The organism is Streptomyces sp. NPDC005866 (genome assembly GCF_040629895.1).
Taxonomy (GTDB): Bacteria; Actinomycetota; Actinomycetes; order Streptomycetales; family Streptomycetaceae; genus Streptomyces.
The window spans coordinates 1-23,364 of sequence record NZ_JBEXWP010000028.1 but is presented as its reverse complement, the minus strand read 5'-3'; the positions used below and the strand labels follow the sequence as shown (position 1 = coordinate 23,364).

Annotated in this window: 21 protein-coding genes and 1 pseudogene; 7 read left to right on the top strand and 15 right to left on the bottom strand. The window is 69.6% G+C overall.

The annotated features are described in order from the left end of the window. Positions 1 to 104: 104 nt before the first annotated feature. The 4 genes from ligA to ABZ396_RS32750 all read right to left on the bottom strand — a co-directional run bounded on the left by ligA (position 105) and on the right by ABZ396_RS32750 (position 4,703). Positions 105 to 2,300 (bottom strand): NAD-dependent DNA ligase LigA, encoded by a 2,196-nt coding sequence (gene ligA, locus ABZ396_RS32765; protein WP_358924644.1) that lies wholly within the window; start codon positions 2,298 to 2,300, stop codon positions 105 to 107. Between the two features lie 13 nt (positions 2,301 to 2,313). Beyond that, entirely contained in the window at positions 2,314 to 3,315 is a 1,002-nt protein-coding gene (locus tag ABZ396_RS32760; protein ID WP_358924646.1) for a methionine synthase, read from the bottom strand. Between the two features lie 142 nt (positions 3,316 to 3,457). After that, positions 3,458 to 4,156 (bottom strand): SDR family oxidoreductase, encoded by a 699-nt coding sequence (locus tag ABZ396_RS32755; protein WP_358924647.1) that lies wholly within the window; start codon positions 4,154 to 4,156, stop codon positions 3,458 to 3,460. A gap of 7 nt (positions 4,157 to 4,163) precedes the next feature. Then, positions 4,164 to 4,703 carry a TIGR00730 family Rossman fold protein gene (locus tag ABZ396_RS32750; protein ID WP_358924648.1) on the bottom strand — a complete coding sequence of 180 codons (540 nt, stop codon included), beginning with the start codon at positions 4,701 to 4,703 and terminating at the stop codon, positions 4,164 to 4,166. A 95-nt stretch (positions 4,704 to 4,798) separates the two neighbouring features. Here ABZ396_RS32750 and ABZ396_RS32745 point away from each other — a divergent pair, with 95 nt between their 5' ends. Both ABZ396_RS32745 and ABZ396_RS32740 read left to right on the top strand, forming a co-directional pair. Continuing rightward, entirely contained in the window at positions 4,799 to 5,122 is a 324-nt protein-coding gene (locus ABZ396_RS32745) for a DUF427 domain-containing protein (protein WP_358924650.1), read from the top strand. Positions 5,123 to 5,159: 37 nt separating this feature from the next. Beyond that, positions 5,160 to 5,936 (top strand): alpha/beta hydrolase, encoded by a 777-nt coding sequence (locus tag ABZ396_RS32740; protein WP_358924651.1) that lies wholly within the window; start codon positions 5,160 to 5,162, stop codon positions 5,934 to 5,936. A gap of 228 nt (positions 5,937 to 6,164) precedes the next feature. On the opposite strand, the gene ABZ396_RS32735 is transcribed toward ABZ396_RS32740, so the two are convergent. From ABZ396_RS32735 to ABZ396_RS32725, 3 genes are all read right to left on the bottom strand, one after another. Further along, a complete protein-coding gene (locus ABZ396_RS32735; RefSeq protein ID WP_358924653.1) occupies positions 6,165 to 6,917 on the bottom strand; it encodes a YgjP-like metallopeptidase domain-containing protein in 753 nt (250 codons plus the stop codon). A 61-nt stretch (positions 6,918 to 6,978) separates the two neighbouring features. Then, complete coding sequence (locus tag ABZ396_RS32730; protein ID WP_358924654.1) at positions 6,979 to 10,635, bottom strand: type I restriction endonuclease; 3,657 nt, start codon at positions 10,633 to 10,635, stop codon at positions 6,979 to 6,981. A gap of 106 nt (positions 10,636 to 10,741) precedes the next feature. Further along, positions 10,742 to 11,287: an ATP-binding protein gene (locus ABZ396_RS32725; RefSeq protein ID WP_358924656.1), complete on the bottom strand. Its 546-nt coding sequence runs from the start codon at positions 11,285 to 11,287 to the stop codon at positions 10,742 to 10,744. Positions 11,288 to 11,556: 269 nt separating this feature from the next. On the opposite strand from ABZ396_RS32725, the gene ABZ396_RS32720 reads away from it, so the two are divergent. Both ABZ396_RS32720 and ABZ396_RS32715 read left to right on the top strand, forming a co-directional pair. Further along, positions 11,557 to 12,405 (top strand): helix-turn-helix transcriptional regulator, encoded by an 849-nt coding sequence (locus ABZ396_RS32720; RefSeq protein WP_358924658.1) that lies wholly within the window; start codon positions 11,557 to 11,559, stop codon positions 12,403 to 12,405. An 8-nt stretch (positions 12,406 to 12,413) separates the two neighbouring features. After that, entirely contained in the window at positions 12,414 to 12,611 is a 198-nt protein-coding gene (locus ABZ396_RS32715; RefSeq protein WP_358924660.1) for a DUF397 domain-containing protein, read from the top strand. Here ABZ396_RS32715 and ABZ396_RS32710 read toward each other — a convergent pair. From ABZ396_RS32710 to mnmA, 5 genes are all read right to left on the bottom strand, one after another. Continuing rightward, on the bottom strand, positions 12,580 to 13,815 hold the full coding sequence (locus ABZ396_RS32710; protein ID WP_358924662.1) for a restriction endonuclease subunit S: 1,236 nt from the start codon (positions 13,813 to 13,815) through the stop codon (positions 12,580 to 12,582). The genes ABZ396_RS32715 and ABZ396_RS32710 overlap by 32 nt on opposite strands. Next, positions 13,805 to 16,396: a class I SAM-dependent DNA methyltransferase gene (locus ABZ396_RS32705; protein ID WP_358924663.1), complete on the bottom strand. Its 2,592-nt coding sequence runs from the start codon at positions 16,394 to 16,396 to the stop codon at positions 13,805 to 13,807. The genes ABZ396_RS32710 and ABZ396_RS32705 overlap by 11 nt, the downstream gene beginning before the upstream one ends. Positions 16,397 to 16,517: 121 nt before the next feature. Continuing rightward, a complete protein-coding gene (locus tag ABZ396_RS32700) occupies positions 16,518 to 17,285 on the bottom strand; it encodes an RloB family protein (protein ID WP_358924665.1) in 768 nt (255 codons plus the stop codon). A gap of 22 nt (positions 17,286 to 17,307) precedes the next feature. Beyond that, complete coding sequence (locus ABZ396_RS32695) at positions 17,308 to 18,465, bottom strand: ATP-binding protein (protein ID WP_358924667.1); 1,158 nt, start codon at positions 18,463 to 18,465, stop codon at positions 17,308 to 17,310. A 259-nt stretch (positions 18,466 to 18,724) separates the two neighbouring features. Continuing rightward, a complete protein-coding gene (gene mnmA / locus ABZ396_RS32690) occupies positions 18,725 to 19,855 on the bottom strand; it encodes a tRNA 2-thiouridine(34) synthase MnmA (protein WP_358924668.1) in 1,131 nt (376 codons plus the stop codon). A 60-nt stretch (positions 19,856 to 19,915) separates the two neighbouring features. Between mnmA and ABZ396_RS32685 the strand changes: the two genes are divergently transcribed. Together ABZ396_RS32685 and ABZ396_RS32680 are read left to right on the top strand one after the other, a co-directional pair. Further along, positions 19,916 to 20,569 (top strand): N-acetylmuramoyl-L-alanine amidase, encoded by a 654-nt coding sequence (locus ABZ396_RS32685; RefSeq protein WP_358924669.1) that lies wholly within the window; start codon positions 19,916 to 19,918, stop codon positions 20,567 to 20,569. 27 nt (positions 20,570 to 20,596) lie between these two features. Next, a pseudogene (locus ABZ396_RS32680) lies at positions 20,597 to 20,698 on the top strand (multicopper oxidase domain-containing protein); the annotation flags it as partial. Here the strand turns inward: ABZ396_RS32680 and ABZ396_RS32675 are convergent. The 3 genes from ABZ396_RS32675 to ABZ396_RS32665 all read right to left on the bottom strand — a co-directional run bounded on the left by ABZ396_RS32675 (position 20,694) and on the right by ABZ396_RS32665 (position 22,503). Further along, entirely contained in the window at positions 20,694 to 21,857 is a 1,164-nt protein-coding gene (locus ABZ396_RS32675; protein ID WP_358924670.1) for a cysteine desulfurase family protein, read from the bottom strand. The pseudogene ABZ396_RS32680 and the gene ABZ396_RS32675 overlap by 5 nt on opposite strands. Positions 21,858 to 22,030: 173 nt before the next feature. Next, on the bottom strand, positions 22,031 to 22,303 hold the full coding sequence (locus tag ABZ396_RS32670) for a DUF4190 domain-containing protein (RefSeq protein ID WP_358924673.1): 273 nt from the start codon (positions 22,301 to 22,303) through the stop codon (positions 22,031 to 22,033). 32 nt (positions 22,304 to 22,335) lie between these two features. Next, entirely contained in the window at positions 22,336 to 22,503 is a 168-nt protein-coding gene (locus ABZ396_RS32665) for a hypothetical protein (RefSeq protein WP_358924671.1), read from the bottom strand. A gap of 122 nt (positions 22,504 to 22,625) precedes the next feature. On the opposite strand from ABZ396_RS32665, the gene ABZ396_RS32660 reads away from it, so the two are divergent. Beyond that, positions 22,626 to 23,255 (top strand): TetR family transcriptional regulator, encoded by a 630-nt coding sequence (locus ABZ396_RS32660; RefSeq protein ID WP_358924672.1) that lies wholly within the window; start codon positions 22,626 to 22,628, stop codon positions 23,253 to 23,255. Positions 23,256 to 23,364: the final 109 nt, after the last annotated feature.

Genomic DNA, 23,364 nt, shown 5'->3' with positions numbered 1-23,364 from the left:
AGGCCGCGGAAGGCTTCCACGGGCAGCGGTCGTCGACGGTTGCCCGATTGCGCCCCGGCCACCCGTATGCATCTGGTATGCGCCGAACGGGTGGCCTTCAACCGCTACTCCTCGGTCGGAAGGGCGACTTCGGCCGCCGCGTCCGGTCCCTGCTCCAAAAGGACGACAAATCCGTCCTCGTTCAGAACCGGAACCTTCAACTGCATCGCCTTGTCGTACTTCGATCCGGGGTTGTCACCCACGACCACGAACGAGGTCTTCTTGGACACCGAGCCGGTCACCTTGGCTCCGCGGCTCTGCAGTGCGTCCTTGGCGCCGTCCCGGGTGTAGTGCTCCAGGGTTCCGGTCACGACGACGGTGAGCCCCTCCAGTGGACGGGGCCCCTCGTCCTCGCCGGTGGACTCGTCCTCCAGTGGGACTCCAGCGCTCTTCCACTTTCGGATGATCTCGCGGTGCCACTCCTCGGCGAACCACTCCTTGAGCGCCGTCGCGATGATGCCGCCGACGCCGTCGATGTGCGACAGCTCCTCCTCGGTGGCCTGCTCGATGCGGTCGATGGAGCGGAACTCGCGGGCCAGCGCCTGTGCGGCCACGGGTCCGACGTGCCGGATGGACAGGCCGTTGAGGAAGCGGGCGAGCGGGCGGGTCTTCGCCTCCTCGATGTTCTGGAGCAGGGCGAGGGTGTTCTTCTTGGGCTCGCCCTTCTGGTTGGCGAAGACCGTGACGACCTTCTCCTCGCCCGTCTTGGGGTCGCGCTTGGGCAGCCCGCTGTCCGGGTCCAGTACGTACGCCTTGATGGGCAGCAGCTTCTCCACCGTGAGGTCGAACAGGTCGCCCTCGTCGATCAGCGGCGGGTCGGCCGGCTCCAGCGGCCGGGTGAGCGCGGCCGCGGCCACCGCGCCGAAGTGCTCGATGTCCAGGCACTCACGCCCCGCGAGATAGGAGACCCGCTCTCTCAACTGGGCGGGGCATGTGCGGGCGTTGGGGCAGCGGAGGTCGATGTCGCCCTCCTTCATGGCCCGCAGCGGCGTCCCGCACTCGGGGCATTCGGCCGGCATCACGAACTCCCGCTCGCTGCCGTCCCGGAGGTCGACGACCGGGCCGAGGATCTCCGGGATGACGTCACCGGCCTTGCGCAGCACCACCGTGTCGCCGATCAGCACGCCCTTGGCCTTCACGACCTCCTGGTTGTGCAGGGTCGCGAACTCCACCTCGCTGCCCGCCACCGTGACCGGCTCGACCTGCGCGTACGGCGTGACCCGGCCGGTGCGGCCGACGCCGACCTTGATGTCGATGAGCTTGGTGTTGACCTCTTCCGGCGCGTACTTGTAGGCGATCGCCCAGCGCGGCGCCCGCGCGGTGGAGCCGAGCCGGCCCTGGAGGCGAATCTCGTCGAGCTTGACGACGACCCCGTCGATCTCGTGCTCCACGGAGTGCCGGTTCTCGCCGTAGTAGGCGATGAACTCCCGTACCCCGTCGAGGTCGTCGACCACCCGGTTGTGCGGCGAGGTGGGCAGACCCCAGGTCTTCAGCAGGTCGTACGCCTCGGAGAGCCGGGTCATGCCCTCGAAGCCCGACAGGGCGCCGATGCCGTGGACGACCATGTGCAGCGGGCGGCTCGCGGTGACCCGCGGGTCCTTCTGGCGCAGCGAACCGGCGGCCGCGTTGCGCGGGTTGGCGAACGGCTTGTCGCCGGCCGTGACCAGCCGCTCGTTGAGCTCGGCGAACTTCTCCATCGGGAAGTAGACCTCGCCGCGGATCTCGACCAGGTCGGGCACCTTGTCGCCGTGCAGCCGGTCCGGGATCTCGGCGATCGTACGGACGTTGGGCGTGATGTCCTCGCCGGTGCGGCCGTCGCCGCGGGTCGCCGCGCGGGTGAGACGGCCGTGCTCGTAGGTGAGGTTGACGGCGAGACCGTCGACCTTCAGCTCGCACAGGAAGTGGTACTCCTGGTCGCCCAGCTCCTTGTGGATCCGCTCGGCCCAGGCGGCGAGGTCCTCGTCGTTGAACGTGTTGTCCAGCGACAGCATCCGCTCACGGTGCTCGACCGCCCCGAACTCCGTCTCGTACGCCCCCGCGACCTTCTGGGTCGGGGAGTCGGGCGTGCGCAGTTCGGGGTGTTCGTCCTCCAGCGCCTCCAGCGTCTTCAGGAGCTTGTCGAACTCCGCGTCGCTGATGACCGGAGCGTCCTTCACGTAGTACCGGAAGCGGTGCTCCTCGATCTGCTCGGCGAGCCGCGCGTGCTGCTCCCGTGCCTCGGCGGGCACCGTCGTCTCCGCCTGCTGCTTGTCGCCGGCCACCGTGTTCCTCCCGTTACTCTGGGTTGTCCGCGAGTGATCTCGCCGCCAGAACGCAGTGGGCGAGCGCCTGCCGGGCGTACGCGGGGGAAGCTCCGGCCAGCCCGCACGACGGGGTGACCGTCACGGCCTCCGCGAGAAGCCCTGGTTGCAGCCCCAGCCTGCGCCACAGCGTCCTGACACCCATGACGCTACCGGCAGGGTCTGACAATGCCGTGTCCGTGCCCGGCACGACACCGGCGAACAGCTGGGTACCGCCCTCCACGGCCTCGCCGATCGCGTCATCGTCACGTTCGGTGAGGAGCGAGAAGTCGAAGGAGACGGCGGCGGCCCCGGCACGGCGCAGCAGCGCGAAGGGGACGTCGGGGGCGCAGGAGTGGACGGCCACCGGGCCGTCGGCGTGGACTCCCATGACGTCCCGCAGCGTCGACTCGACGACCTGGCGGTCCACGGCCCGGTGGGTGCGGTAGCCACTGGCCGACCTCACCTGACCGCGCAGCACGGCGGTGAGCGACGGCTCGTCGAGCTGGAGCACGATGCGGGCGCTGGGGATACGGCGCCGGACCTCCGCCAGATGCAGCCGCAGGCCCTCGCCGAGGGAGGCGGCCAGGTCCCGGCAGGCGCCGGGGTCGGAGAGGGCCGCCTCGCCGTTCCTCAGCTCCAGGGCGGCGGCGAGGGTCCAGGGGCCGACCACCTGGACCTTGAGCGGACCCTCGTAGCCCTGGGTGAACTCCTCGAGCGCGTCCAGGTCCTCCCCCAGCCAGGAGACGGCCCGGCGGGTGTCCCGGCCCGGCCGGTCGCCGAGCCGCCAGCCGCTGGGCTCCACGCGCGCGTACAGCTCGACGAGCAGGCCCGCGGTACGGCCGATCATGTCGGCGCCGGGGCCGCGGGCGGGCAGTTCGGGGAGGAAGGGGAAGTCCTCGAAGGATCCGGTGGCTGTTTTGGCGGCCTCGCGGGCGTCGATGCCCGGAAGGGAGCCGATGCCTGTGGCGGGGCCGAAGACGGGGTTCGCGTTCACGTGAGGAGCCTAGGTGAGGTTGGCTGACGGCGGTTCGTTGTCGGGTGCGGGTACCTGGGGGCCGGCCGCGCCCCCGCGGCGTGGCCGCATCTCTGATACCGCCGCGCGCCCCTGACGGGGCGCTCGGCCGAAGGGCGCCGCATCACGGCCCGGGGCGGACCGTCACGTCGTTGATCTCCGCGTCCCTGGGGAGGTCGAGGGCCGTCAGGATCGTGATCGCGACCGACTCCGGGTCGATCCATCGGGACGCGTCGTAGTCCTTGCCCTCCTGCTGGTGGACCTTCGCCTGCATCGGGCTCGCCGTGCGGCCGGGGTAGACCGAGGTGACCCGGACGCCGTTGCCGTGTTCCTCGTGGCGGAGGGAGTCGGCGAGGGCCTTCAGGCCGTGCTTGGACGCCGCGTACGCCGACCAGCCCGCGTGGGCGTTGAGGCCGGCGCCCGAGTTCACGAACAGCACATGGCCGCGGGCGGTGCGCAGTTGGGGCAGGAAGTGGCGGGTCAGCTCGGCCGGTGCGACCAGGTTGACGTTCAGCTGGTGGCGCCAGGACTTCGGGGTCAGTTCGCCGATCTCGCCCAGGTCGACCACTCCCGCGATGTGCAGCAGCGAGTCGACCCGGTCCGGGAGCGTCTGGTGCGAGAAGGCCCAGGCGAGCTTGTCCGGGTCCGCCAGGTCGCCCACCAGGGTGTGGGCGCCGGGGAACTCGGCGGCCAGTTCCTTCGCTCGGCCCGCGTCGCGCGCATGCAGGACGAGGTCGTCCCCGCGCGCGTGCAGACGGCGGGTGACGGCGGCGCCGATACCGGAACCGGCGCCGGTGATCACATGAGTTGCCATGAGAGCCATGCTCGCATCACTCGGCGCTCCGGCCCGCCTCCAGGTGGGCGAGTGCCGCGGCCGGCTCCTCGGCGAAGACCATCAGCTCCGACAGGGGGCGCGGCAGGAAGCCCTCCTTCTCCATGCGGCGGAACTGCTGCTGGAGACCGTCGTAGAAACCGGCGGTGTTCAGCAGGACGACCGGTTTGTCCGTGCGGCCGTGCTTCTTCAGTTCCAGGATCTCGGTGGCCTCGTCCAGGGTGCCGGTGCCGCCGACCATGATCACCACGGCGTCGGCCTTCTCCAGAAGGAGCCGCTTGCGCTCCGCGAGGTCGGACGCGATCACCATCTCGTCGGCGCCGGGGCGGGCCTTGTTCGCGAGGAACTCGACCGAGACGCCCAGGAGCTTGCCGCCGGCTTCCTGGACTCCGTCCGCGACGACCTTCATGAGGCCGACGTCGGAGCCGCCCCAGACGAGGGTGTGGCCTGCCTTTCCGAGGAGCCGTGCGAAGTCACGCGCCGGGCGGGTGTAGCGGTCGTCGAGATCGGCTGCGGAGAGGAAGACACAGATGCGCATGACGTCAGGGTAGGCGCGGCCGGCCGGCGTTCCCCCTGTCGGGGAGTATTCACCGACAGGGGGAACAACCGGGCCCCCGCAGCTGTCATCCCTGTATGGCCTCTGGACACACGATCACCATCGAGCAAAGTCAGCAGCACGTGCGTGTCACGCACGGCGATCTCGTACTGGCCGAGAGCGATCGGCCCCTGATCCTGCACGAGACCGGGAGTCCCGTGCGGTACTACATCCCCGCCGAGGACGTCCGCCTCGACCTCCTCACCCCGTCCGAGTCGCACAGCGTCTGCCCCTTCAAGGGCACCGCCTCCTACTGGTCCCTGCCGGACGCGCCGGACCTGGTGTGGGCCTACCCGGAGCCCAAGCCCGACGTCGCCGCGATCAAGGACCACCTCTGCTTCTACGAGGTCGAGGTGTCGTGAGCCGTTAGTTCCGCGCCTTGGGGCAGTCTGCTGAGGCATGGACAAGAAGACCATTTCGCGCGACGGGACCCCCGTCGCGTACGAACGCACCGGTGACGGCCCCGCGGTGATCCTGGTGAGCGGGGCGATGTCGACGGGGGCCACGGTGGCGCCGTTCGCCGTGCCCCTCGCGGACCGCTTCACCGTCGTCTCCTACGACCGCAGGGGCCGGGGCGCAAGCGGTGACACCAAGCCGTACGAGGTCGCCCGCGAGGTCGAGGACCTGGCCGCGCTGATCGAGGCGGTGGGCGGCGAGGCGTCGCTGTACGGCCACTCGTCGGGCGGCGCGCTGGTCCTTGAGGCGGCGGCGAGCGGGCTGCCGCTGCGTCAGGTGGCCGTGTACGAGGTGCCGTACGCCGTCTACGAGGGCGGCGCGAAGGAGCGGGCCGAGTACACCGACCACCTCACCGAGGCGCTGGAGCACGGCCGGCGCGGGGACGCGGTCGAGCTGTTCCTGCGGCTGACGGGCCTGGCCGAGGAGATGATCCGGGGTGCCCGCCAGTCCCCCATGTGGCCCGGCATGGAGGCGCTCGCGCCCAGCCTCGCGTACGACAACGCCGTGATGGGCGACGGCCTGGTGCCCAAGGACCGGCTGGCCTCGATCACGGTGCCCGTGCTGTCCCTCGGGGGCGGCGCGAGTCCCGCCTGGATGCGCGAGGCGGCCCGGGCGGTAGCCGAGGCGGCGCCCCGGGGGACGTACCGGACGCTGGAGAGCCAGTCGCACATGGTGGCCCCGGAGGCGCTCGGGCCGGCGCTGGCGGAGTTCTTCTCTTAGCGCGCCCCTGCCCGGCCTCGCGCGGGCCGCGCTGCGGGGCGCGGCGGGCTTCAAGGCGGCCGTGGCCGACCGCCACTTTCACGTTGATCGTGCTCAACCGGACAACCCGACGGGTGAAAGCACGACCGTCCGCGACGCGCTCGTAGACTCGACTGGCTACCGCCTCATCAAGACCGTCCCCTACGCGACGGCCTTGGGCAGCAGCCGGTTCGGGCGGTGGGTACCTTCCTAGTGCCTTGTCGAGGAGACAGCTCCGCGCCACAGGCTCGGCTCCTCCAGAGCGAGCTGCCGTTCACGCCCGTCCGCGTCAGGTAGCGCGAGCCGGACGGCCCGTCGGAAGGCCGCTCCGTGGCCGGGGTGCTTGAGGTGGCAGAGCTCATGGATCAGGACGAGGTCTACCAAGGCGACCGGCAGCTGTATCACCGCCCAGTGCACGGTGATCGCACCCTCTGGAGAACAGGCACCCCAGCGACGGCCGAGGTCCCGCACGTCGATGCCTGCCGGATCACGCACTCCGGCCAGTGACGCCAGCGGCTGCAGCCTGGCAGCGAGCCAGCGCTCCCCGCGGCTGCTGTACCACTCCACAAGGGGCCCCGCATCAGCGGCGGCCGACCGCGATCGGGGCAGCTCCAGCCATCCCTGTCGCAGTCGTACGTGACTGCTGCCGTCGTCGGGAGTGAGCCTGAGCCGGTACCGGCGGCCCAGGTAGGCGAAGCCCTCGCCGCCGATCAGGTCCCTGACCGGTTCGGCCGTGCGCAGGTCCTGACGGCGGCGGATCTCGGCGGCGAGACGCGGCATCCGGCCACGCACCGCGTCGGCGATCTCTTTCGGATCCGCGCCCGCGGGAACCGCGAAGAGCACCCGGCCGTCCTCGGCGATCTCGATGCCGAGGGTACGGCGCCGTGGCCGCACGACGACGTCCCACCGCCACCCCCTGGGTACGGGGAGATCAGCGATGGCCTGTTCGACGACGGTGTTCACCCACTCTTCCTAGCATCCGGCAACGACATCACCCTGCCTGCACTCATCAGCGGTCACCGAGTCAGATGTCCCCGCCGTCCGCCTCGTCGCGCGGCCGGTATCCGAGGAAGTACTCGTACCTCTCCACGGCCAGCTCCGTCAGATGGCTCGCGAGGTCGCCGATGTCGTCCCAGTCCATGTCGAGCCAGATCTCCAGCTGCTGGCAGAGTTCGCTGCGCATGCGGTTACGGGCAGGGGCCTGTGTGCGTATCTGCGGGCGCCGGACGAGCACCGAGATCTCCCCGGTGAGACCGCGGGCCGCCCGGATCAGGTCGGTGCCCGGCGGCCAGGGTTCCCGCCCGGCTTCTTCGGCGTGCTGCTGGAGCAGTCCGAGGACCAGCCGTTCGGTCCGGGAGTCGAGAGCGTCGCCGTCCTCCGGTTCCCGCTCCGCCGCGGCCACGTCCCCGACCAGACGCTTCAGGTCGGCGGCGGCCTGCTCGAAGTCGTCCCGCATCCGCGCGATGATCTCTTCGAGCCGGACGCTGAACCGCTGGTAGCCCGCCCGGTCCCCGCCGATCTTCGCGGTGATGCGCAGCTTCAGCGAGCCCGTCATGTACGAACAGCGGGTCCGGGGGTCGGCGTTCGCGTCGACCCGTTCCATGAACTCCGGGTCGGTGAGTTCGACGGGTGGGATCCGCTGCCGGATCCCGGTGGTCTCGATGTGCTGCGAGATGAGCCGGCGGACCTTGGCCCCGTAGCGGCGCGGGCTGAACTGTTCACGGCCGTCGAGGTAGCGGCGTCTGGCCATGTACTGCAGCGTGCCCAACTGGCCTGCCAGATCACGGTACTTCAGTGCTTCCGGATCTGGCAGGACCGCGTTGAGCGCGGTCAGGAAGTCCCGGACGCGTTCGTCGAACTCGCCGCGCCGCAGCGGGTCGTCGAGGCGTTGGCCGAGGAAGTCCTCCCACTGCGACTCGTCGCCGGGATCGGTGACGTTCTGCCCGGCCAGGAAGCGGGTGACCTTCGCCCCGAGGTCTTCCAGGAGGGCCTTGGCGGCAGCGTCGGACCGCAGCAGCAGTCCGTCCCGGTCCGGGCTGCTGCCGTCGGGCTGCGGTCCCTGGTAGTCCGGCTGGAGGTGGTCCACGGATACGTTCCGGTAGCCGAGGACGTGGCGCAGGTGCTCCTGGTCATAGGAGGCGAGCGAGCCGGCCAGTTCCGGGCCGATGCCGACGTAGTCGACGACCTGGCCCCACTTCTTGGCCGGGTAGGGCCGGTTGGTGCGGGCCACGGCCTGCAAAAGCCCCGCGCCGGACAGCTTGCAGTCCAGGTAGAGAACCTGCTCGACGGGTGCGTCGAAGCCGGTGAGCAGCATCGACTGGACCACCAGGAAGGCCATGGTCTCCGCTGGTGCGCTGCCTTCCGTGTCCGGCGGCGCGGGCGGTCCGCTGTCCGCGGGCAGGTCGAAGTCGACGTTCCACACCTGGCCGCCGCTCGCCGGGGTGCCGACGCCGGACGGCTGCAGCCCGTGCGTCCTGACGTTCCATGCCGGGTCGGCCGTGATGTCGCGTGGAGGCAGCCCCTTCTTGAAGCGTTCGATGTGCGCGTCCTGGTGGCTCTTGGTGATCCACGGCCGCCATGCCTCCGGGTCGCTGCCGCCCTGCCTGGCCGGGGAGATGACGACGGCCGCGTCGAGCGTTCTCAGTACCTCGCGATCCGGCAGGAGCGTGAGGAGCGCCCGCTCCTCGTCGTCGGCTTCGAGCGCGGCCATGGGGTCGGCGATCAGGGCCGGGTCGAGCGCGTCCAGGCGGGCGACGAGCCGCTCGCGGGCGGCAAGCAGCGCGGTGCGGTAGCGGACGGCGGCGAGCCGGGAGACGGTGGCGATCTGCGCCCCGAAGCGGTCGGGCAACGCGGTGCGGGCCCAGTGGCCGAGCATGTGCTCGGCCTTGGCCTCGATCACCGAAGGGGCTTCCAGAATCTCCTTGCGGCGGCCGAACTTGCGCAGCACCTCGGCCCGCAGCTTCGGATCGGACGGCACCTTCTCGTCGAACCGGGCGTCGAGGGCGGCCTGTTCGATGACTTCGAGCGGTACGGCGTACGCCTCGTAGCGAACGGGCACGACGGAGCGGTCGAGTTCGGCGTCGCGCAGGGTGTACGTGTCGGTGTACGGGCCGAAGATCTCCTCGCTGCGTTTGCGGTTGCGGTCGATCACCGGAGTGCCGGTGAAGCCGACGAACGCAGCGCGCGGGAGCATGGCCCGCCAGCGGGCGTGCTGCCACTTGTCCTGGCCCCGATGGGCCTCGTCGATCAGGACGACAACGTGGTGGTGCGGGTTGGCCACCCGGTTCTGTACGTATCCCTCGTCCTCGGCACCGTCCTCGTCATCGTCGGCGGGGGCGGCGTCGGGCAGTGACTCCTCCCGGCCGTCGTACGCGGTGTCGTCGCGCTGCGCCTTCTGCAGGGTGACGAGGACGACGTCCCCGACGTCCACCTCCAGGTACTTTCTGGCGCGCGGGACGTCCGGCGCGCGATGCACCTTCTCCTCGGTGGCGGCCAGGCTCGCCCGGATCTGCTTCTCCAGGTCGATGCGGTCGGTGACCACGACCACCTTGTGCGACTTCAGAGCGGGACGGCTGCGCAGGTGCCGGACGAGGAACGCCATGGTCAGGCTCTTGCCGGAGCCCTGGGTGTGCCAGACGACACCGCCCCGGTGGCTGACGGCCACGCCGGTGGCCGCCTTCCGGTCCCGCTCCTCCAGCTTCCGCGTGAGCGCCTTCACCGCCTTGAACTGCTGGTGGCGGCCGACCAGTTTGACCGTACGGTGACCGCTGCCGAGCCGGGTGGTGAAGTCCCTTACCAAGTCGAGAAGATGGGCAGGGCGCAGCATCCCGGCGACGAGGATCTCCTGGTCGGTGAGGGCCGACGTCGCGGGCTTGCACACCTCCTCGCGTACGCGGTCCTCGCTCACGGGCGCGACCGTGCGCCAGGGGGCGAAGTGCCGGGGTTCGGCGGTGACCGTGCCGGTCTCGGCGTGGTCGCGGTCGGTGCCGACCAGGACCTGTGCGAAGCGTACGAATTCGGGTACGGCGACCGGGGAGTTGACGCCCGCGCACCGGAGGACCTGGTCGACGGCGTCGTCCAGGGCGGCCCGCACGTCTCCCTGAGGGCCGGACACCACGGGCGCCTTGCACTCGATCACCACCCACGGCAGCCCGTTCACGAACAGCGCGAGGTCGGGCGTGACGGGAGCGGCGTCCTTCCGCTCGACCCTGAACTGGGAGACGACGAGCATGTCATTGCCGCCGCCGGGAGTGTCAGGCTGCTCCCCGAACTCGCCGTCCCAGTCGACGAGTCGGACGTGTTCAGGGTCGCCCTTCGTCCAGCCCGGCAGGGTGCGGGCGTTGCGGCCCTTGCGCAGGAGGTCGGTCACGTCCAGGTTCCCGGCGACGCCGCGTTCCTTCGGGCCCTGCCCCGGAGCGGTGCCCTGGACCAAGGCGAGGAGGTGGTCGAGCTGCGCGTCGCTCAGCCAGGGTTCCCCGTCCGACGGCCTCGGGTTGATCCTGGCCACGGCGGCTTTGAACCGGTCCGCGTACACGACGGTCTCGAAATTCGCACGGTCCGAGGCCTGCGGCGCGGTGGCCGGCCCGGCGGTGGGGCCGCCCCGGAGATGGGCCCAGCCCATCGCCGTCAGCTGCTCGATCAGCGGCCGCTCGGTCCTGACGTACTCCGGCTGCTCCGCCACGCCTGTCCTCCCCGACCACCGGCCTCGATCCCCGCCCTCCGGTAGGCAGGACTGGTGATCGAAACTCTATCGGCGGTCGGAGAGCGCGGCGCGGGGTGCGCGCGGATCAGGCGGCGAGCACCGGGAAAGGTGGCCGGAAATCACCTCCGAGGGCGAGCTCGAACCAGATGGTCTTGCCGCCCGGTCCGCCGTTCGGCCCGTCGACGTACCCGCAGCCGCCCCATCGGTCGGCGAGACTCTCGATGATCGGCAGCCCGCGACCGCAGGGAGCGGCGGGATCGGGCATCACCAAGGCCGGCGCGAACGGAGGCAGATCCGGACTCGCGTCCCACACACTCACGCGCAGCGCCGGGCACAGCCAGTGCATCCGGACGATGACCGGACCCTTCGTGTGCCGTACCGAGTTGGTGGCGAGCTCGCAGGTCAACAGCTCTGCCCTGTCTGCGAGTTCGCCGATCCCGTGGGCGTGGAGTACGGCACGGAGGGCGCCCCGGACGATCCGGGGGCCGCGTGGATCGCAGGGGAAGTGGATCTCGTACACCCAGGGGGCGGTGAAGGGGATCGGGGCGGGGTGGTCGCCGTAGCTGACGTCGTAACTGACGGGGTGGGTCGGGTCGTTGCCGGGTGCGGTGTTCGGGTCGTTACTGCTCACGAGGGTGTACCTCCGTGGTGCGGAACGGTTTCTTTGCGGCGCCTGTCGCGAACTGCCGGATGGCGGTGGCAATGCCGGGGTCCTGCCTTCCGGAGGGCAGGGGCCGGTGCGCTTCCGCCGGGCGGCGGTTCAACTGACAACAGTTCACCAAGGGTGGCGCCGAAAGTACAACGGGTGAGACCGTTACCACTCCAACGAGTTGAATTGCTGGAATTGGTAGACGGCCTCGGCCTCCGTCGACACACTGACCGCGAACTCAGGGAGGCTAGATGGCACCACGACCGACGCCGTCCGTCCGGCAGCGCCGGTTCGGTCGAGAACTGCGGCGACTACGCGAGGCCGCTGGCATGTCCGCCCCGCGAGCGGCCGAACTGCTTGGCACAGACCGGACCACCATCTCCAACGTGGAGTCGGGGCGATTCGGCATCAGTGAGCCTCGGCTCCGCCGCCTGGCCAGCATCTACGAATGCGACAACACCAGTCTCGTCGACGCACTCGCCGCCATGACCGGCGGGCGGACACGGGGCTGGTGGGACGAGTACCGCGGCAAGATCCCGCCAGACTTTCTCGACGTGTCCGAACTGGAACACCACGCCTCCAGCCTGCGCACACTGCAGATGGCGCACATCCCCGGTGTGTTCCAGACCGAAGAACACGCGCGTGCGCTGTTCGACTTGTACGTTCCCGCACTGCCTCGACTAGAGGTGGAGCTACGCGTAGCACATCGCCTGTCACGCCATCGAGTGGTCGAGGAGGGGGCCGTCCCGTACACAGGGCTGATCCATGAAGCCGCGCTCTGGTTCCAGGTCGGCGGACGCCAGACAGCCAAAGGCCAGCTCAACTGGCTTCTGACCGAAAGTGAACGCCCCAACGTCACGCTGCTCGTCATCCCGATGGCCACGGAAGGGTTTCCGATGGCCGGGGACACCATGATGTACTTGTCGGCCTCCGATTCCCACCTCGATACCGTCGAGGTGGACTCCCCCACCGGCGCAGTGTTCTTCGACAGCCCCACCCAACTGGCCAACTTCCGGCGACGACTGGACTTGGTCGAACAGGTGGCGTTGAATCCGGAGGGGTCGAGGGACCGGATCCTCGAAATCGTCGGAGAACTCTAGAAGGTGCCGTGCTGCCCGAACTGAGATGGGCCAAGTCCTCCTACTCCGAGGCGGCCGGCAACGCATGCGTCGAGGTCGCCACGTCACAGGAGGGGATCGCCGTGCGGGACAGCAAACGCCCGGCGACCGTGTTCGTCACGGGCCGGGCGTCATTCGGTGCGCTGATAGAAAGCCTCAGGTCCGGTTCACTCGGGACCGACCGCTGAGCAGGTCTTCGACCACGCCTTGCTGGATCGTGCGGAGCTTGGTGATCTGCCCATGCAGAGAATCGACTGCGCGGATTCCTGTACGCCAGGTCTCCACGATCTTCCGCTGCTCCTCGATGGGCACCACCGGGAACGGGGCATCCGCCAGCAGTTTTGAGTTGATCGTGTAGAGGCCGGAACTCGTAGCGCACCGGCTGATCCAGTACGAACGAACAGCCTCCGAGTTCAGCCACAACATCGCGAACTCCGGCACAACCTCATCGCGGTCGAACCTGAGTCGGAAGAGGTGGTTCTGGTATAGCAGCCCCTCTTCGGCAGGACCAACCAGCGCAGCACGACCGATTTGCTCAGGATTTGCATGCCCTTCGACGACAAGGATGTCACCGGCCTCCAGTTCGTACCTGGGACGGTCGTTACTCGTTGACTCCAGGGAAGCGACGTCCGAGGTGTCGATCCACCCCATCCGCACGTTGGCCACACGCAGGTAACCAGTGGCACGCTTCTGCGGTGCGCGATGCGCCCCCAGAGTGATGCCCGGATCGCAGGACATCATCATTGTCTCCAGCGTCGTACCTGAGTACTCCTGACTTCGAAGCAGTGCGGACACTGCGGCCGAGAGCAGGGTGCTCCGCTTTTGCGCGACGCGTTCGAGGTCCCCGATCCGCCGCTCGAACGCCTTATTCGCGGCGACGATGTCGCGTTGTTCAGGGAGCGGCGGAACTCCGATCTCCAGCGCGTTGAGTCGGTTCGTGTCCAGGCGCCCCGTGCCATGACTTGTCTCCTCGACCATGCTCAAGATTGTCGGCGTCAGTACCCTCATGGCATACGCCAGGTAGTACGGATCGATGCCATCGTCTGGGACAAGCGCCTTGCAGTCCTGGCCGAAGGCCACTTCACGCTGCGTCACCCCAATCCGGAACTCCGACTTGAGGCTCATCCCTCGCACGATGAAGAGCACGGCGCCCTTATCGACCAGCCGTGAGCCGTTCTCTGCCCCAAGCCGGGTAACACGGCGCTCAGAATCCGTAATGCGGAACTGCTTCATGCTCGCGCCGCTGATCCACGGGATGTCTCCGTCCCAGTACGCCTCGTTCGAGGTGCTCGGCGTTCCTCCGGACATCCACCGACCGGCATCCGCCAAGCTGACCCGCTGCCACTGCTCAGGCCAGGAACGGCTCCCGGTCTCCACCGTCTCAACGCCCATAACCCAGCGCCCCCAGCCACTCCGCAAGCCCTTTCGCCGCGTCGCCGCTGGCGTCCTCCAGGTCCGTCAGTGACACCTCGTACTTCTCGGCCCAGCTCCGGAACGAGGCGACGATCTCGCGGCGGCCCGTCGCCAACGCCGCGTTCAGGCGGTCGGACAGGTCGCTGCGCAGGACCGCCAGGACGACGCCCTCCGGGCCGTCCGGTTCGGACAGCTTCCCATCGGCCGCCTTCTTGAGCTTCGGCAGGAAGCTGTCATCCAGCGCCTTACGCTCCTTACGCGCCGCCGTCAGGGCCCTCTTCGCCACCGTCAACGCCTTGTCCAGCGCGGCGAGTTGCTCCGGGGTCACTGGCTCCGCCGGTTCACCCGACTCGGCCTCGTCGTCCGTGTCCGTACCCGAACCCACCACCGCCAACCTCGCCGCGGCCTCCGCCTCCGCGAGAGCCTTGTCGGCTGCCTTGACCGCCTCCAGGAACTCCGGGATCAACTCCCGTACCACCGGCTGGTCGAGGGCCCGGCGGCGCTCCGCCGGGGAGACCGACGAGCGCTTCGCGTCATCCGCGCCGCCACCCGGGACCGCCGGGTCGACGATCGCCTCGACGGAGTCGACCCAGCCCTCCAGGACCCGCTCGAAGCCGCCCGCCGCGAGGGCCTTCATGTCGTAGCGGTTCTCCATCCACCAGGCGGCGATGATGCCGGCGGTAGTGAACTCGCCGAGGACCCCGGCTCCGCCGACCGCGGCCGTGAACCCGTCGAGGAGCCCGCTGCGCAGGTCCATCAGCTTCCGGTCCGCCGCGAGCTGCGCGAAGAGACCGCAGCTCTTCGACCACCACTCGTCGTACGTCTCGCGCAGCTCCGCCTCTCGCGCGTACGCCAATCGCGGAATACGGGCGGCCGTCGCCTCCGCGCCCTCCGGCAGGAAGTCGTAGTACTCGCCTGAGCCCTTACCCTCGTCACCGTCCCGGTGCGCGAACAACGAGCCGGCGTCGACCCCGTACGCCTTGAACAGCCCCTCTTTGGCCGCGACTTCCGCGACCGGCACGCCCCCGTACAGGTGCGCCCGTACGTCCTGCGGCTCCGCGGGCGGTGAATTGTCGACCCATCGGCGGATGTTGAAGTTCGCCTCGGGAACGCCCTTCGCGTCGGGCGCGAGGAGTTCGTCGCGGTGGACCTCGCGCGAGTAGCCGTCGATGAGACGCCATTCGCGGAAGACCGTCACGATCTTCTCGATGTGCTCGGGACCGAGTTCGTTCTGGTTGCGGCCGGGCGTGAAGTCCCGGTCGGCGTTGATGAAGAGGACCTTCTCCAGGCGCTTCGGGTCGGCCTTCCCGTGCGGGGGCCGCAGGATCAGGATGCAGGCCGGGACGCCCGCGCCGTAGAACAGGTTCGGGCCGAGGCCGATGACGGCTTCGACGCAGTCCGCGCGGAGCATCCCGATGCGGATCTCGCGTTCCTTGCCGCCCCGGAAGAGCACCCCGTACGGCATGACGACGGCCGCTCGTCCGCCGTCCTCCTCCAGAACCGACACCATGTGCTGGACGAACATCAGGTCGGCCTTCTTGCCGCTCCCAGGCGTCCAGCCCCAGTGCATCCGCTTTCCGTGATCCTCGTCGGCCTTGGCAACGGCGTCCTCGTCGTACGGGAGCGAGAACGGAGGGTTGGACAAGATCGCCGAGAACTTGCGCAGCCGCCCGTTCTCGTCGAGGTGGAGCGGCTCGGCGAGCGTGTCGCCGTGCTGGAGGTCGAAGGTGTGGATGCCGTGCAGGACCATGTTCATGCTGGCCATGGACCAGGACGGGCCATTCTTGTCCTGCCCGTTGACCGACAGTTCCTCAGGGTCGCCGCCGTGCTCCTCAACGTGCTCGCGGGCCGCGATCAGCATGCCGCCGGAGCCCGCACACGGGTCGTAGACCGACTCCCCGGGCTGCGGGTCGACCAGGCGCACCATCATCCGTACCACCGAACGCGGCGTGTAGAACTCGCCGCCGCGCTGGCCGGCCGAGTCCGCGAACCGGCCGAGAAGGTACTCGTAGGCCGCGCCCAGCATGTCGGGGAACTCGAAGTCCTCGTTGCGCAGCCGGTAGAGGCTGAAGTGCCGGATCAGTGAACGGAGTTCGGGATCGGTGAAGCGCGGCTTGGTACCGACCACCTCGTTGAAGCTGATGTGCGAGGCGATGCCCGCGAGCAGGTCGTTGCCCTCTTGCAGCGCCACCAGAGCCTCGTCGAGGCCCTGGCCGACCTTCTCGGTCAGGGCCATGATGCCGGGCGCCGGGCTCTGCGGCGTCTCCGGGTCGTGGTGCGGTCCACGCCACCAGCGCGCTCGCGGCGGCACATAGAAGACGCGGGGATAGGCAGCCGGATTGTTCGCCTTGGCCAACGCCTTCGCCTCGTCGCCGCCGGTCTGCGCGAGCCGCTCCTCGTACACCCGCTTCCACTCCGGCTCGAACTCGTCCGAGGCCCGCTTCAGGAAGAGCATCCCGAAGATGAAGTCGCGGTACTCAGAGGCATCCATCCGGCCGCGCAGGATGTCGGCGGCCGAGAAGAGATGGCGTTCGAGCTCGGGCAGGGTGATTCTGGCCACGCGCTGATCCTTCGTACGGGAATGGAGGTGCTACGGAAGATTAGACGGCCCGCGGGTGAAGGAGCCAACCGCCCGGAACCGGACATTCGAAGCAGTGTGACCAGGGATGCAGGCCCGCCGCTCAGACCTTCACGATGCCCAGGCTGACCAGGAGTCGCCACACGTCGGTGGACGGGTCCCGGTTCAGGACGTCGCAGTTCTTGGCGTGCCCCGAGCGGGCGGCCCTCTCCTTCGCCGAGCGACCGTACTTCGGCGCCTCGAACGTGGCGTTGGCGGGCTTGCACGAACCGTGCTCGCACTGACCGACCAGGGCTCGCGCGTGTTGCACCGCCGCCGCATCCTTGCCCTTCAGCGCCTTGGTGCGGGCACCATTCAGACCCTTGTCAGGCTTGTCGAACCGCTTGTACGCGGGGTCGGCCTTGCGCAGCTTCTCCAGGACGTGCGTGTTCTTCGCCGCGCCCTGGGCGCCGCCGAACGGCTGGAAGTGCAGCAGCAACCACAGTTCGAAGGAGGGGTGGGAGAAGCAGACCTCGGTGTCCGAGACCGCGGCGGCCTCGAATGCCTCGGGGATGTCATGGTGGCTGTCCCGGTCGAAGAGCACCCAGGTCTCGTCCTCCCCCTGAGCGGCTTCGACCACCGCCTTGACGGTACGGGAGGGGATCAGGCCGTCGGCCTTGCGGACCGGCTTGATGGTGAAGGGCGGTCGGCCGGTCTCGTTGTCCCCGCTCCCGAACTCCTTGTTGAGGTACCGCAGGTAGTCGTACTCGGTCACCTCGCCCTCGCATCCCACGTACAGCACCCGCTCGCGACGTGAGTACTGCGACGGAGGCGCCTGCGGCGGCATCACCGTGCTCGCCGCGTCCTTCTTCGACCTGCGCCTACTGCTCATGCCCCGTGCCCACCCCGTTCGCTCACGCCGTCGCTGCCGCCTTCTCCTCCAGCCAGGACACCTCGCGGGCGATCTCGCCCGGCGTCACCCGGGGCACCCCTCCGTACCGGCCACGCAGATAGCCCCGCTCCAGGTCCTCGCCCGCTTCCGGATGGGCGGCGACCAGCGGATACAGCTCACTCGCGCCGGACTTCGTCTTGGCGGTGAGCCATACCTGATCGCGGCGGAGCGGACGGTCGAGTACGGCGTTGCCGAGCAGCGTGGCGTCATGGGTGGTGAAGATCAGCTGGGCGCCCTTGGTGTTGGCCTTGCGGTCCTGGAAGAGACGCACGACCTCGGCGGCCAGCGTGGGGTGGAGACTGGAGTCGAGTTCGTCGACCAGAAGCGTCGTCCCGTTGTCGAGGACGGCGAGCATCGGGCCGAGAAAAGCGAACCACGCGTGCGTACCGAAGCTTTCCTCGGTGAGGAAGTCGAGGGCCACCGCTTCCGCCCCCTCGGTCCGGTGCCGAAGTGAGACCGCGCCGGTGTCCGGATCGAGATCGAAGCCGGTGACGCCCAGGTCTGCGGAGGCCAGGAGCTGGACGAGTCGTTCCCGGTAGCCGGTGTCGGCGTGGAGCTCGGTGAGGCGGCGCTTGGTCCAGTCGGCACGGTGTGTGATGTCCTCACCCGGGGTCATCAGCCACAGGTTGTTCAGGAACCAGCGGTGCAGGGCGGACAGTTGAGGGTCGTTGAGGGTGGCCGCGGTGGAGAGGAAGAGGGCGTTCGGCCGGGTGAGCGCGACCAGGTCGTCGCGGCGGCCGGTGAAAGCCGGGCTCTCGAAGAGATACTCGTCGCCGTCCTCCGCCGGGCGGTCCGCCTCCCTGTCGAACCAGACCTGTCGGATGCCGCCCGGATAGGCGTGCAGCCATTCGGCCTCCACCCGGTCGTCAGAGAGCTCGAAGCCATACGTGTAACGGACGGGGGTGCGGGCGCCGAGGACCAGGTCGACCTCGAAGAGGGTGGTCTCCTCGGCGCTGGCGGCGTCCAGCTTGAAGGGCTGCCGGTGAGGCACCCCGGGATACTTGGCCCAGTCCGCGAAGGAGGTGCGTACCGCCTCCCGCATGGCGTGGAACGCGCTGAGCAGGTTGCTCTTGCCGGAAGCGTTCGCACCGAAGATTCCGGCCACGGGCAGCACCGGCACGTGCCCGCCATCGTCCTGCGCGATCCCGCTGTCCCGCGCGATGCTGTCGGAACTGTCAGCGCTGCTTGCTGCAGCGACAAGTGTCAGCTCGGCCTCGTCCCGGATCGAGCGGTGATTCGCCACTCGAAAGCGCAGGAGCACCGTCCACCTCCCGAAGGGGCGGGGAGGTCCCGCCGCCGGCTCACACTGTGCGGGCCTTCCGCGGGGCCAGCCTATGCCGGGCGGTCGGGCCGTGCCAGCTCCTGCGAGTTCTCGATGATCAGGCTGTGGCAGCTTCCCGGCGAGCCGTGGTAGCGATGGTCGCGGAGCCGACGACACGCGTGCCGTCGTACAGGACGATCGCCTGGCCGGGGGCGACGCCCCGGACCGGCTCGGTGAAGGTGACGCGCAGCTCGCCGTCGACCGGTTCGGCGCCGACCTCGGTCTCGCCGCCGTGGGCGCGGAGCTGGGCGGTGTAGCGGCCGGGGCCGGTGGGGGCGGTGCCGCACCAGCGGGGCTTGATCGCCGTCAGTCCGGTCACGTCCAGGGCGGCGGCCGGGCCGACCGTCACCGTGTTGTCGACCGGCGAGATGTCGAGGACGTAGCGCGGCTTGCCGTCGGCCGCCGGGGTGCCGATCCGCAGCCCCTTGCGCTGGCCGATGGTGAAGCCGTACGCCCCCTCGTGGGTGCCGAGCCTGGCGCCGGACTCGTCGACGATGTCGCCCTCGGCCTTGCCGAGCCGCTGGGCCAGGAAGCCCTGGGTGTCGCCGTCGGCGATGAAGCAGATGTCGTGCGAGTCGGGCTTCTTCGCGACCGCGAGGCCCCGGCGCTCGGCCTCGGCGCGGATCTCGCCCTTGGTCGTCAGTGTGTCGCCGAGCGGGAAGAGCGCGTGGGCGAGCTGCCGCTCGTCCAGGACACCGAGGACGTACGACTGGTCCTTCGCCATGTCGGAGGCGCGGTGCAGCTCACGGGAGCCGTCGGGGAGCGTCACGATCTTCGCGTAGTGGCCGGTGCAGACCGCGTCGAAGCCCAGGGCGAGGGCCTTGTCCAGCAGGGCCGCGAACTTGATCTTCTCGTTGCAGCGCAGGCACGGGTTGGGGGTGCGCCCCGCCTCGTACTCGGCGATGAAGTCCTCGACCACGTCCTCGCGGAAGCGGTCGGCGAGGTCCCAGACGTAGAACGGGATGCCGATGACATCGGCGGCGCGGCGGGCGTCGCGGGAGTCCTCGATGGTGCAACAGCCCCGCGCGCCGGTACGGAAGGATTGCGGGTTCGCGGAGAGCGCGAGATGGACGCCGGTGACGTCGTGGCCGGCCTCGGCCGCGCGGGCGGCTGCGACGGCGGAGTCCACGCCGCCCGACATGGCGGCGAGGACGCGGAGGGGGCGGGTGCGCTGCGGGGTGTCAGTCATAGCCCTTCCAGAGTAAGGGGACGCGGGAACCGGGGCCCGCGAGTATCCGTTGGGGATCACGTGGGGGCGAGGAGCAGTGATCAGGACCGGCGGATCGGGCGGCGGGCGCTGCTGGTCGGCGGAGCGGCGGCGGCCGTGGGCACCGCGGTGCTGACCAGGGACGAGCTGGCGCGGCTGTACTGGCGGCTGCCGGGGGTGCGCAGGGCCCGGGTGGCGGGTGCGGTCGACTTCAGGGGCGCGCACTGGGTGGCGGCGTCCCCGGCGAACTACCGCACGGCGGACCGGCCGGAGGACTACGAGATCGACCGGGTGGTCATCCATGTCACCCAGGGCGGCTACGCGAGCGCGGTGAAGGTCTTCCAGGACCCGTCGCACGGGGCGGCGGCGCACTACGTCGTGCGCAAGGACGGGCGGATCACGCAGCTGATCCGCGAGCTGGACGTGGCGTTCCACGCGGGCAACCGGTCGTACAACGAACGGAGTGTCGGCATAGAGCACGAGGGCTTCGTGGACCGCCCGGAGGACTTCACCGACGCGATGTACGCGGCGTCGGCGCGGCTGACGGCCGCGATATGCCGCCGGTACGGCATGCCCACGGACCGGGAGCATGTGATCGGTCATGTGGAGGTGCCGGGGACGGATCACACCGACCCGGGCAAGCACTGGGACTGGGATCGCTACATGCGGCTTGTACGACGGGTCGGACAAGACTGACCCCCGGTTCCACCCGTGACCGCATCGTTCACAGACTTCACCGACGACACGTCCATCTGCATGCTCCACTGCCATCTCCTGCAACACGAGGACGAGGGGATGATGGCGTCCCTCTTGGCCTCGCTCAGCTCAGTCCGGCGACCCGGGCCCGCTCCACCGCCGGGCCGATCACCTTCGCGACCGCCTCGACGTCGGCCTGGGTGGAGGTGTGGCCGAGCGAGAAGCGGAGGGTGCCGCGGGCCAGGTCCGGGTCGGTCCCGGTGGCCAGCAGGACGTGGCTCGGCTGGGCCACTCCGGCCGTACACGCGGAGCCCGTCGAGCACTCGATGCCCTGGGCGTCGAGCAGCAGGAGCAACGAGTCGCCCTCGCAGCCGGGGAAGGTGAAGTGCGCGTTGGCCGGGAGGCGGTCCACCGGGTCGCCGCCGAGGATCGCGTCCGGTACCGCGGTACGCACGGCGTCGATCAACTGGTCGCGCAGGGCGCCGATCTCCCGGGCGAACCACTCCCGGCGCTCGGCGGCGAGGTTCGCCGCCACCGCGAAGGAGGCGATCGCCGGGACGTCGAGGGTGCCGGAGCGGACGTGCCGCTCCTGGCCGCCGCCGTGCAGGACCGGTACGGGAGTGTGGTCACGGCCGAGGAGCAGGGCGCCGATGCCGTACGGGCCGCCGACCTTGTGGCCGGAGACGGTCATCGCGGCAAGACCTGAGGCGGCGAAGTCCACCGGGATCTGGCCGACCGCCTGGACCGCGTCGGCGTGCAGAGGGATGCCGAACTCGTCGGTGACGTCGGCGAGTTCGCGGATCGGCAGGATGGTGCCGATCTCGTTGTTGGCCCACATGACCGTGGCGAGGGCCACGTCGTCGGGGTTGCGGGCGATCGCCTCGCGCAGCGCCTCGGGGTGGACCCGGCCGTAGCGGTCGACGGGGAGGTACTCCACCTTCGCGCCCTCGTGTTCGCCGAGCCAGTGGACCGCGTCGAGGACCGCGTGGTGTTCGACGGGGCTGGACAGGACGCGGGTGCGGGTGGGGTCGGCGTCGCGGCGGGACCAGTAGAGGCCCTTGACCGCGAGGTTGTCGGCCTCGGTGCCGCCGGAGGTGAAGACGACCTCGCTGGGGCGGGCGCCGAGCGCTGCCGCGAGGGTTTCCCTGGATTCCTCGACCGTGCGGCGGGCCTTGCGGCCGGAGGCGTGCAGGGAGGACGCGTTGCCGGTGATGCCGAGAGTGGCGGTGAGTGCTTCTACCGCTTCCGGAAGCATCGGGGTCGTGGCTGCGTGGTCGAGGTAGGCCATGGTGAATCGATTCTACGGGGGCGGGGCGAGGGTCACCCAGCGCCGTAGGGGTAGATCACCGTTCACGGGTTCCCGGTGCGGGTGGCTGGTCGCGCTCGCGCGGCCCAGTCACATGTCCAGTACAGCCCCGCGCCCTGCGGGCGCTCCCTGAACGGGGCTGACAAGGTCGACGCTCACAGGCTCCAGGACACGGTGTTCGAGACCTCCATCGCGATGCCGAGGATCGCGAGGTCCGCCACGCCCAGCGCCATGCCCAGGTAGGCGCGGCCCTTGCGGCTCGTGCCGCGCCACAGCGACACCGCCGCCAGGACGATCGCGATCGGGCCCAGGAACAGGTTCAGGACGAGGAGGCCGAGGAGGCCGAGGATGAAGGACGCGACGGCCATGCCGTCGGCGTCGCGGGTGCGGGGTCCGGGACGGGTGGTGGCCGGGGCGGTGAGGTGCAGCATGCTCAGCTCCTGGATGTCGTGGTGGACGGTCAGTTGGCCGAGGTGCGGCGTCGGCGGGCGATGTGCTCGCGGAGTGCGAAGACGGCCAGCCAGACGGCGATCACGGCGGAGAGTCCTGCGGTGACGTCGAGCGGCGCGTGGGCCACGGTGCCCAGCACCACGCCGAGCAGCATGAGTGCGGCGACGAGGAAGAGCATGGGATTCGATCCCCCTCCGTTAAAGTTTGGGTGAACGGTTGTAGTAACAGTTGTTCACTGACTTCGAGTCTAGCAACTCCCACGGCTTTCCAATTCCGGAGAACAGTTGTTAACTGGATGACATGAGTCACACCCTCGGCATCCGACAGGCCCAGAAGCAGAAGACCCGCCAGGCCTTCCTGGACGCTGCGCTGGGACTGCTGGAGGAACAGAGCCTGAGCAGCCTTGGCCTGCGCGAGGTCACCCGGGCCGTAGGCGTCGCCCCGACCGCCTTCTACCGGCACTTCCGCTCCACCGCCGATCTGGGCGTCGCCCTCGTCGACGAGGCGCTCGGCAGCCTGCACCCCATGGTCCGCACGACCGTCTCCACACCGGGCCCGGAGCGCATCGACCGTGCCGTGCGGCTGATCGCCGACCATGTGGCCGCACACCCGGCGCACGTCCGGTTCATCGCCCGGGAACGGCACGGCGGGGTGCAGCCGGTACGCGAGGCCATCCGGGACCAACTGGCCCGGTTCGCCGAGGAGGTCAAGACCGAACTGGCCAAGGACCCCGAGGCCGCCGGGTGGGACGACCACGACCTGCTGATGCTCGCCCACCTCTATGTGGACCAGATGCTCATCACCGCGTCCCTGTTCCTGGAGACCCTGGAGGCGCCGGAGCCCTCGGAGGCGGAGCGGCAGCGCGTCACCCAGGTCGCCGCCCGCCGGATGCGGCTGATCAGCCTCGGGCGGCAGCACTGGCTGGACTGATCGACAGGCAGCACGAAGGGCTGTACGGCAGGGGTGGTGGGGGGGGGGGGTTGGGGGTGTCCCCCCCCGCGAGGTCGTAACAAACTCAGTAAAAAAAACAAACAACCCC

Excerpts from the sequence above, each read along its gene's own strand:
- ABZ396_RS32700 (WP_358924665.1), bottom strand. The coding sequence starts at position 17,285 with ATGAGCAGTAGGCGCAGGTCGAAGAAGGACGCGGCGAGCACGGTGATG.
- ABZ396_RS32665 (WP_358924671.1), bottom strand. The coding sequence starts at position 22,503 with ATGCTCTTCCTCGTCGCCGCACTCATGCTGCTCGGCGTGGTGCTGGGC.
- ABZ396_RS32660 (WP_358924672.1), top strand. The coding sequence starts at position 22,626 with ATGAGTCACACCCTCGGCATCCGACAGGCCCAGAAGCAGAAGACCCGC.
- ABZ396_RS32710 (WP_358924662.1), bottom strand. The coding sequence starts at position 13,815 with ATGGGCGTTGAGACGGTGGAGACCGGGAGCCGTTCCTGGCCTGAGCAG.
- ABZ396_RS32755 (WP_358924647.1), bottom strand. The coding sequence starts at position 4,156 with ATGGCTCTCATGGCAACTCATGTGATCACCGGCGCCGGTTCCGGTATC.
- ABZ396_RS32740 (WP_358924651.1), top strand. The coding sequence starts at position 5,160 with ATGGACAAGAAGACCATTTCGCGCGACGGGACCCCCGTCGCGTACGAA.
- ABZ396_RS32750 (WP_358924648.1), bottom strand. The coding sequence starts at position 4,703 with ATGCGCATCTGTGTCTTCCTCTCCGCAGCCGATCTCGACGACCGCTAC.
- ABZ396_RS32675 (WP_358924670.1), bottom strand. The coding sequence starts at position 21,857 with ATGGCCTACCTCGACCACGCAGCCACGACCCCGATGCTTCCGGAAGCG.
- ABZ396_RS32720 (WP_358924658.1), top strand. The coding sequence starts at position 11,557 with ATGGCACCACGACCGACGCCGTCCGTCCGGCAGCGCCGGTTCGGTCGA.
- ABZ396_RS32745 (WP_358924650.1), top strand. The coding sequence starts at position 4,799 with ATGGCCTCTGGACACACGATCACCATCGAGCAAAGTCAGCAGCACGTG.
- mnmA (WP_358924668.1), bottom strand. The coding sequence starts at position 19,855 with ATGACTGACACCCCGCAGCGCACCCGCCCCCTCCGCGTCCTCGCCGCC.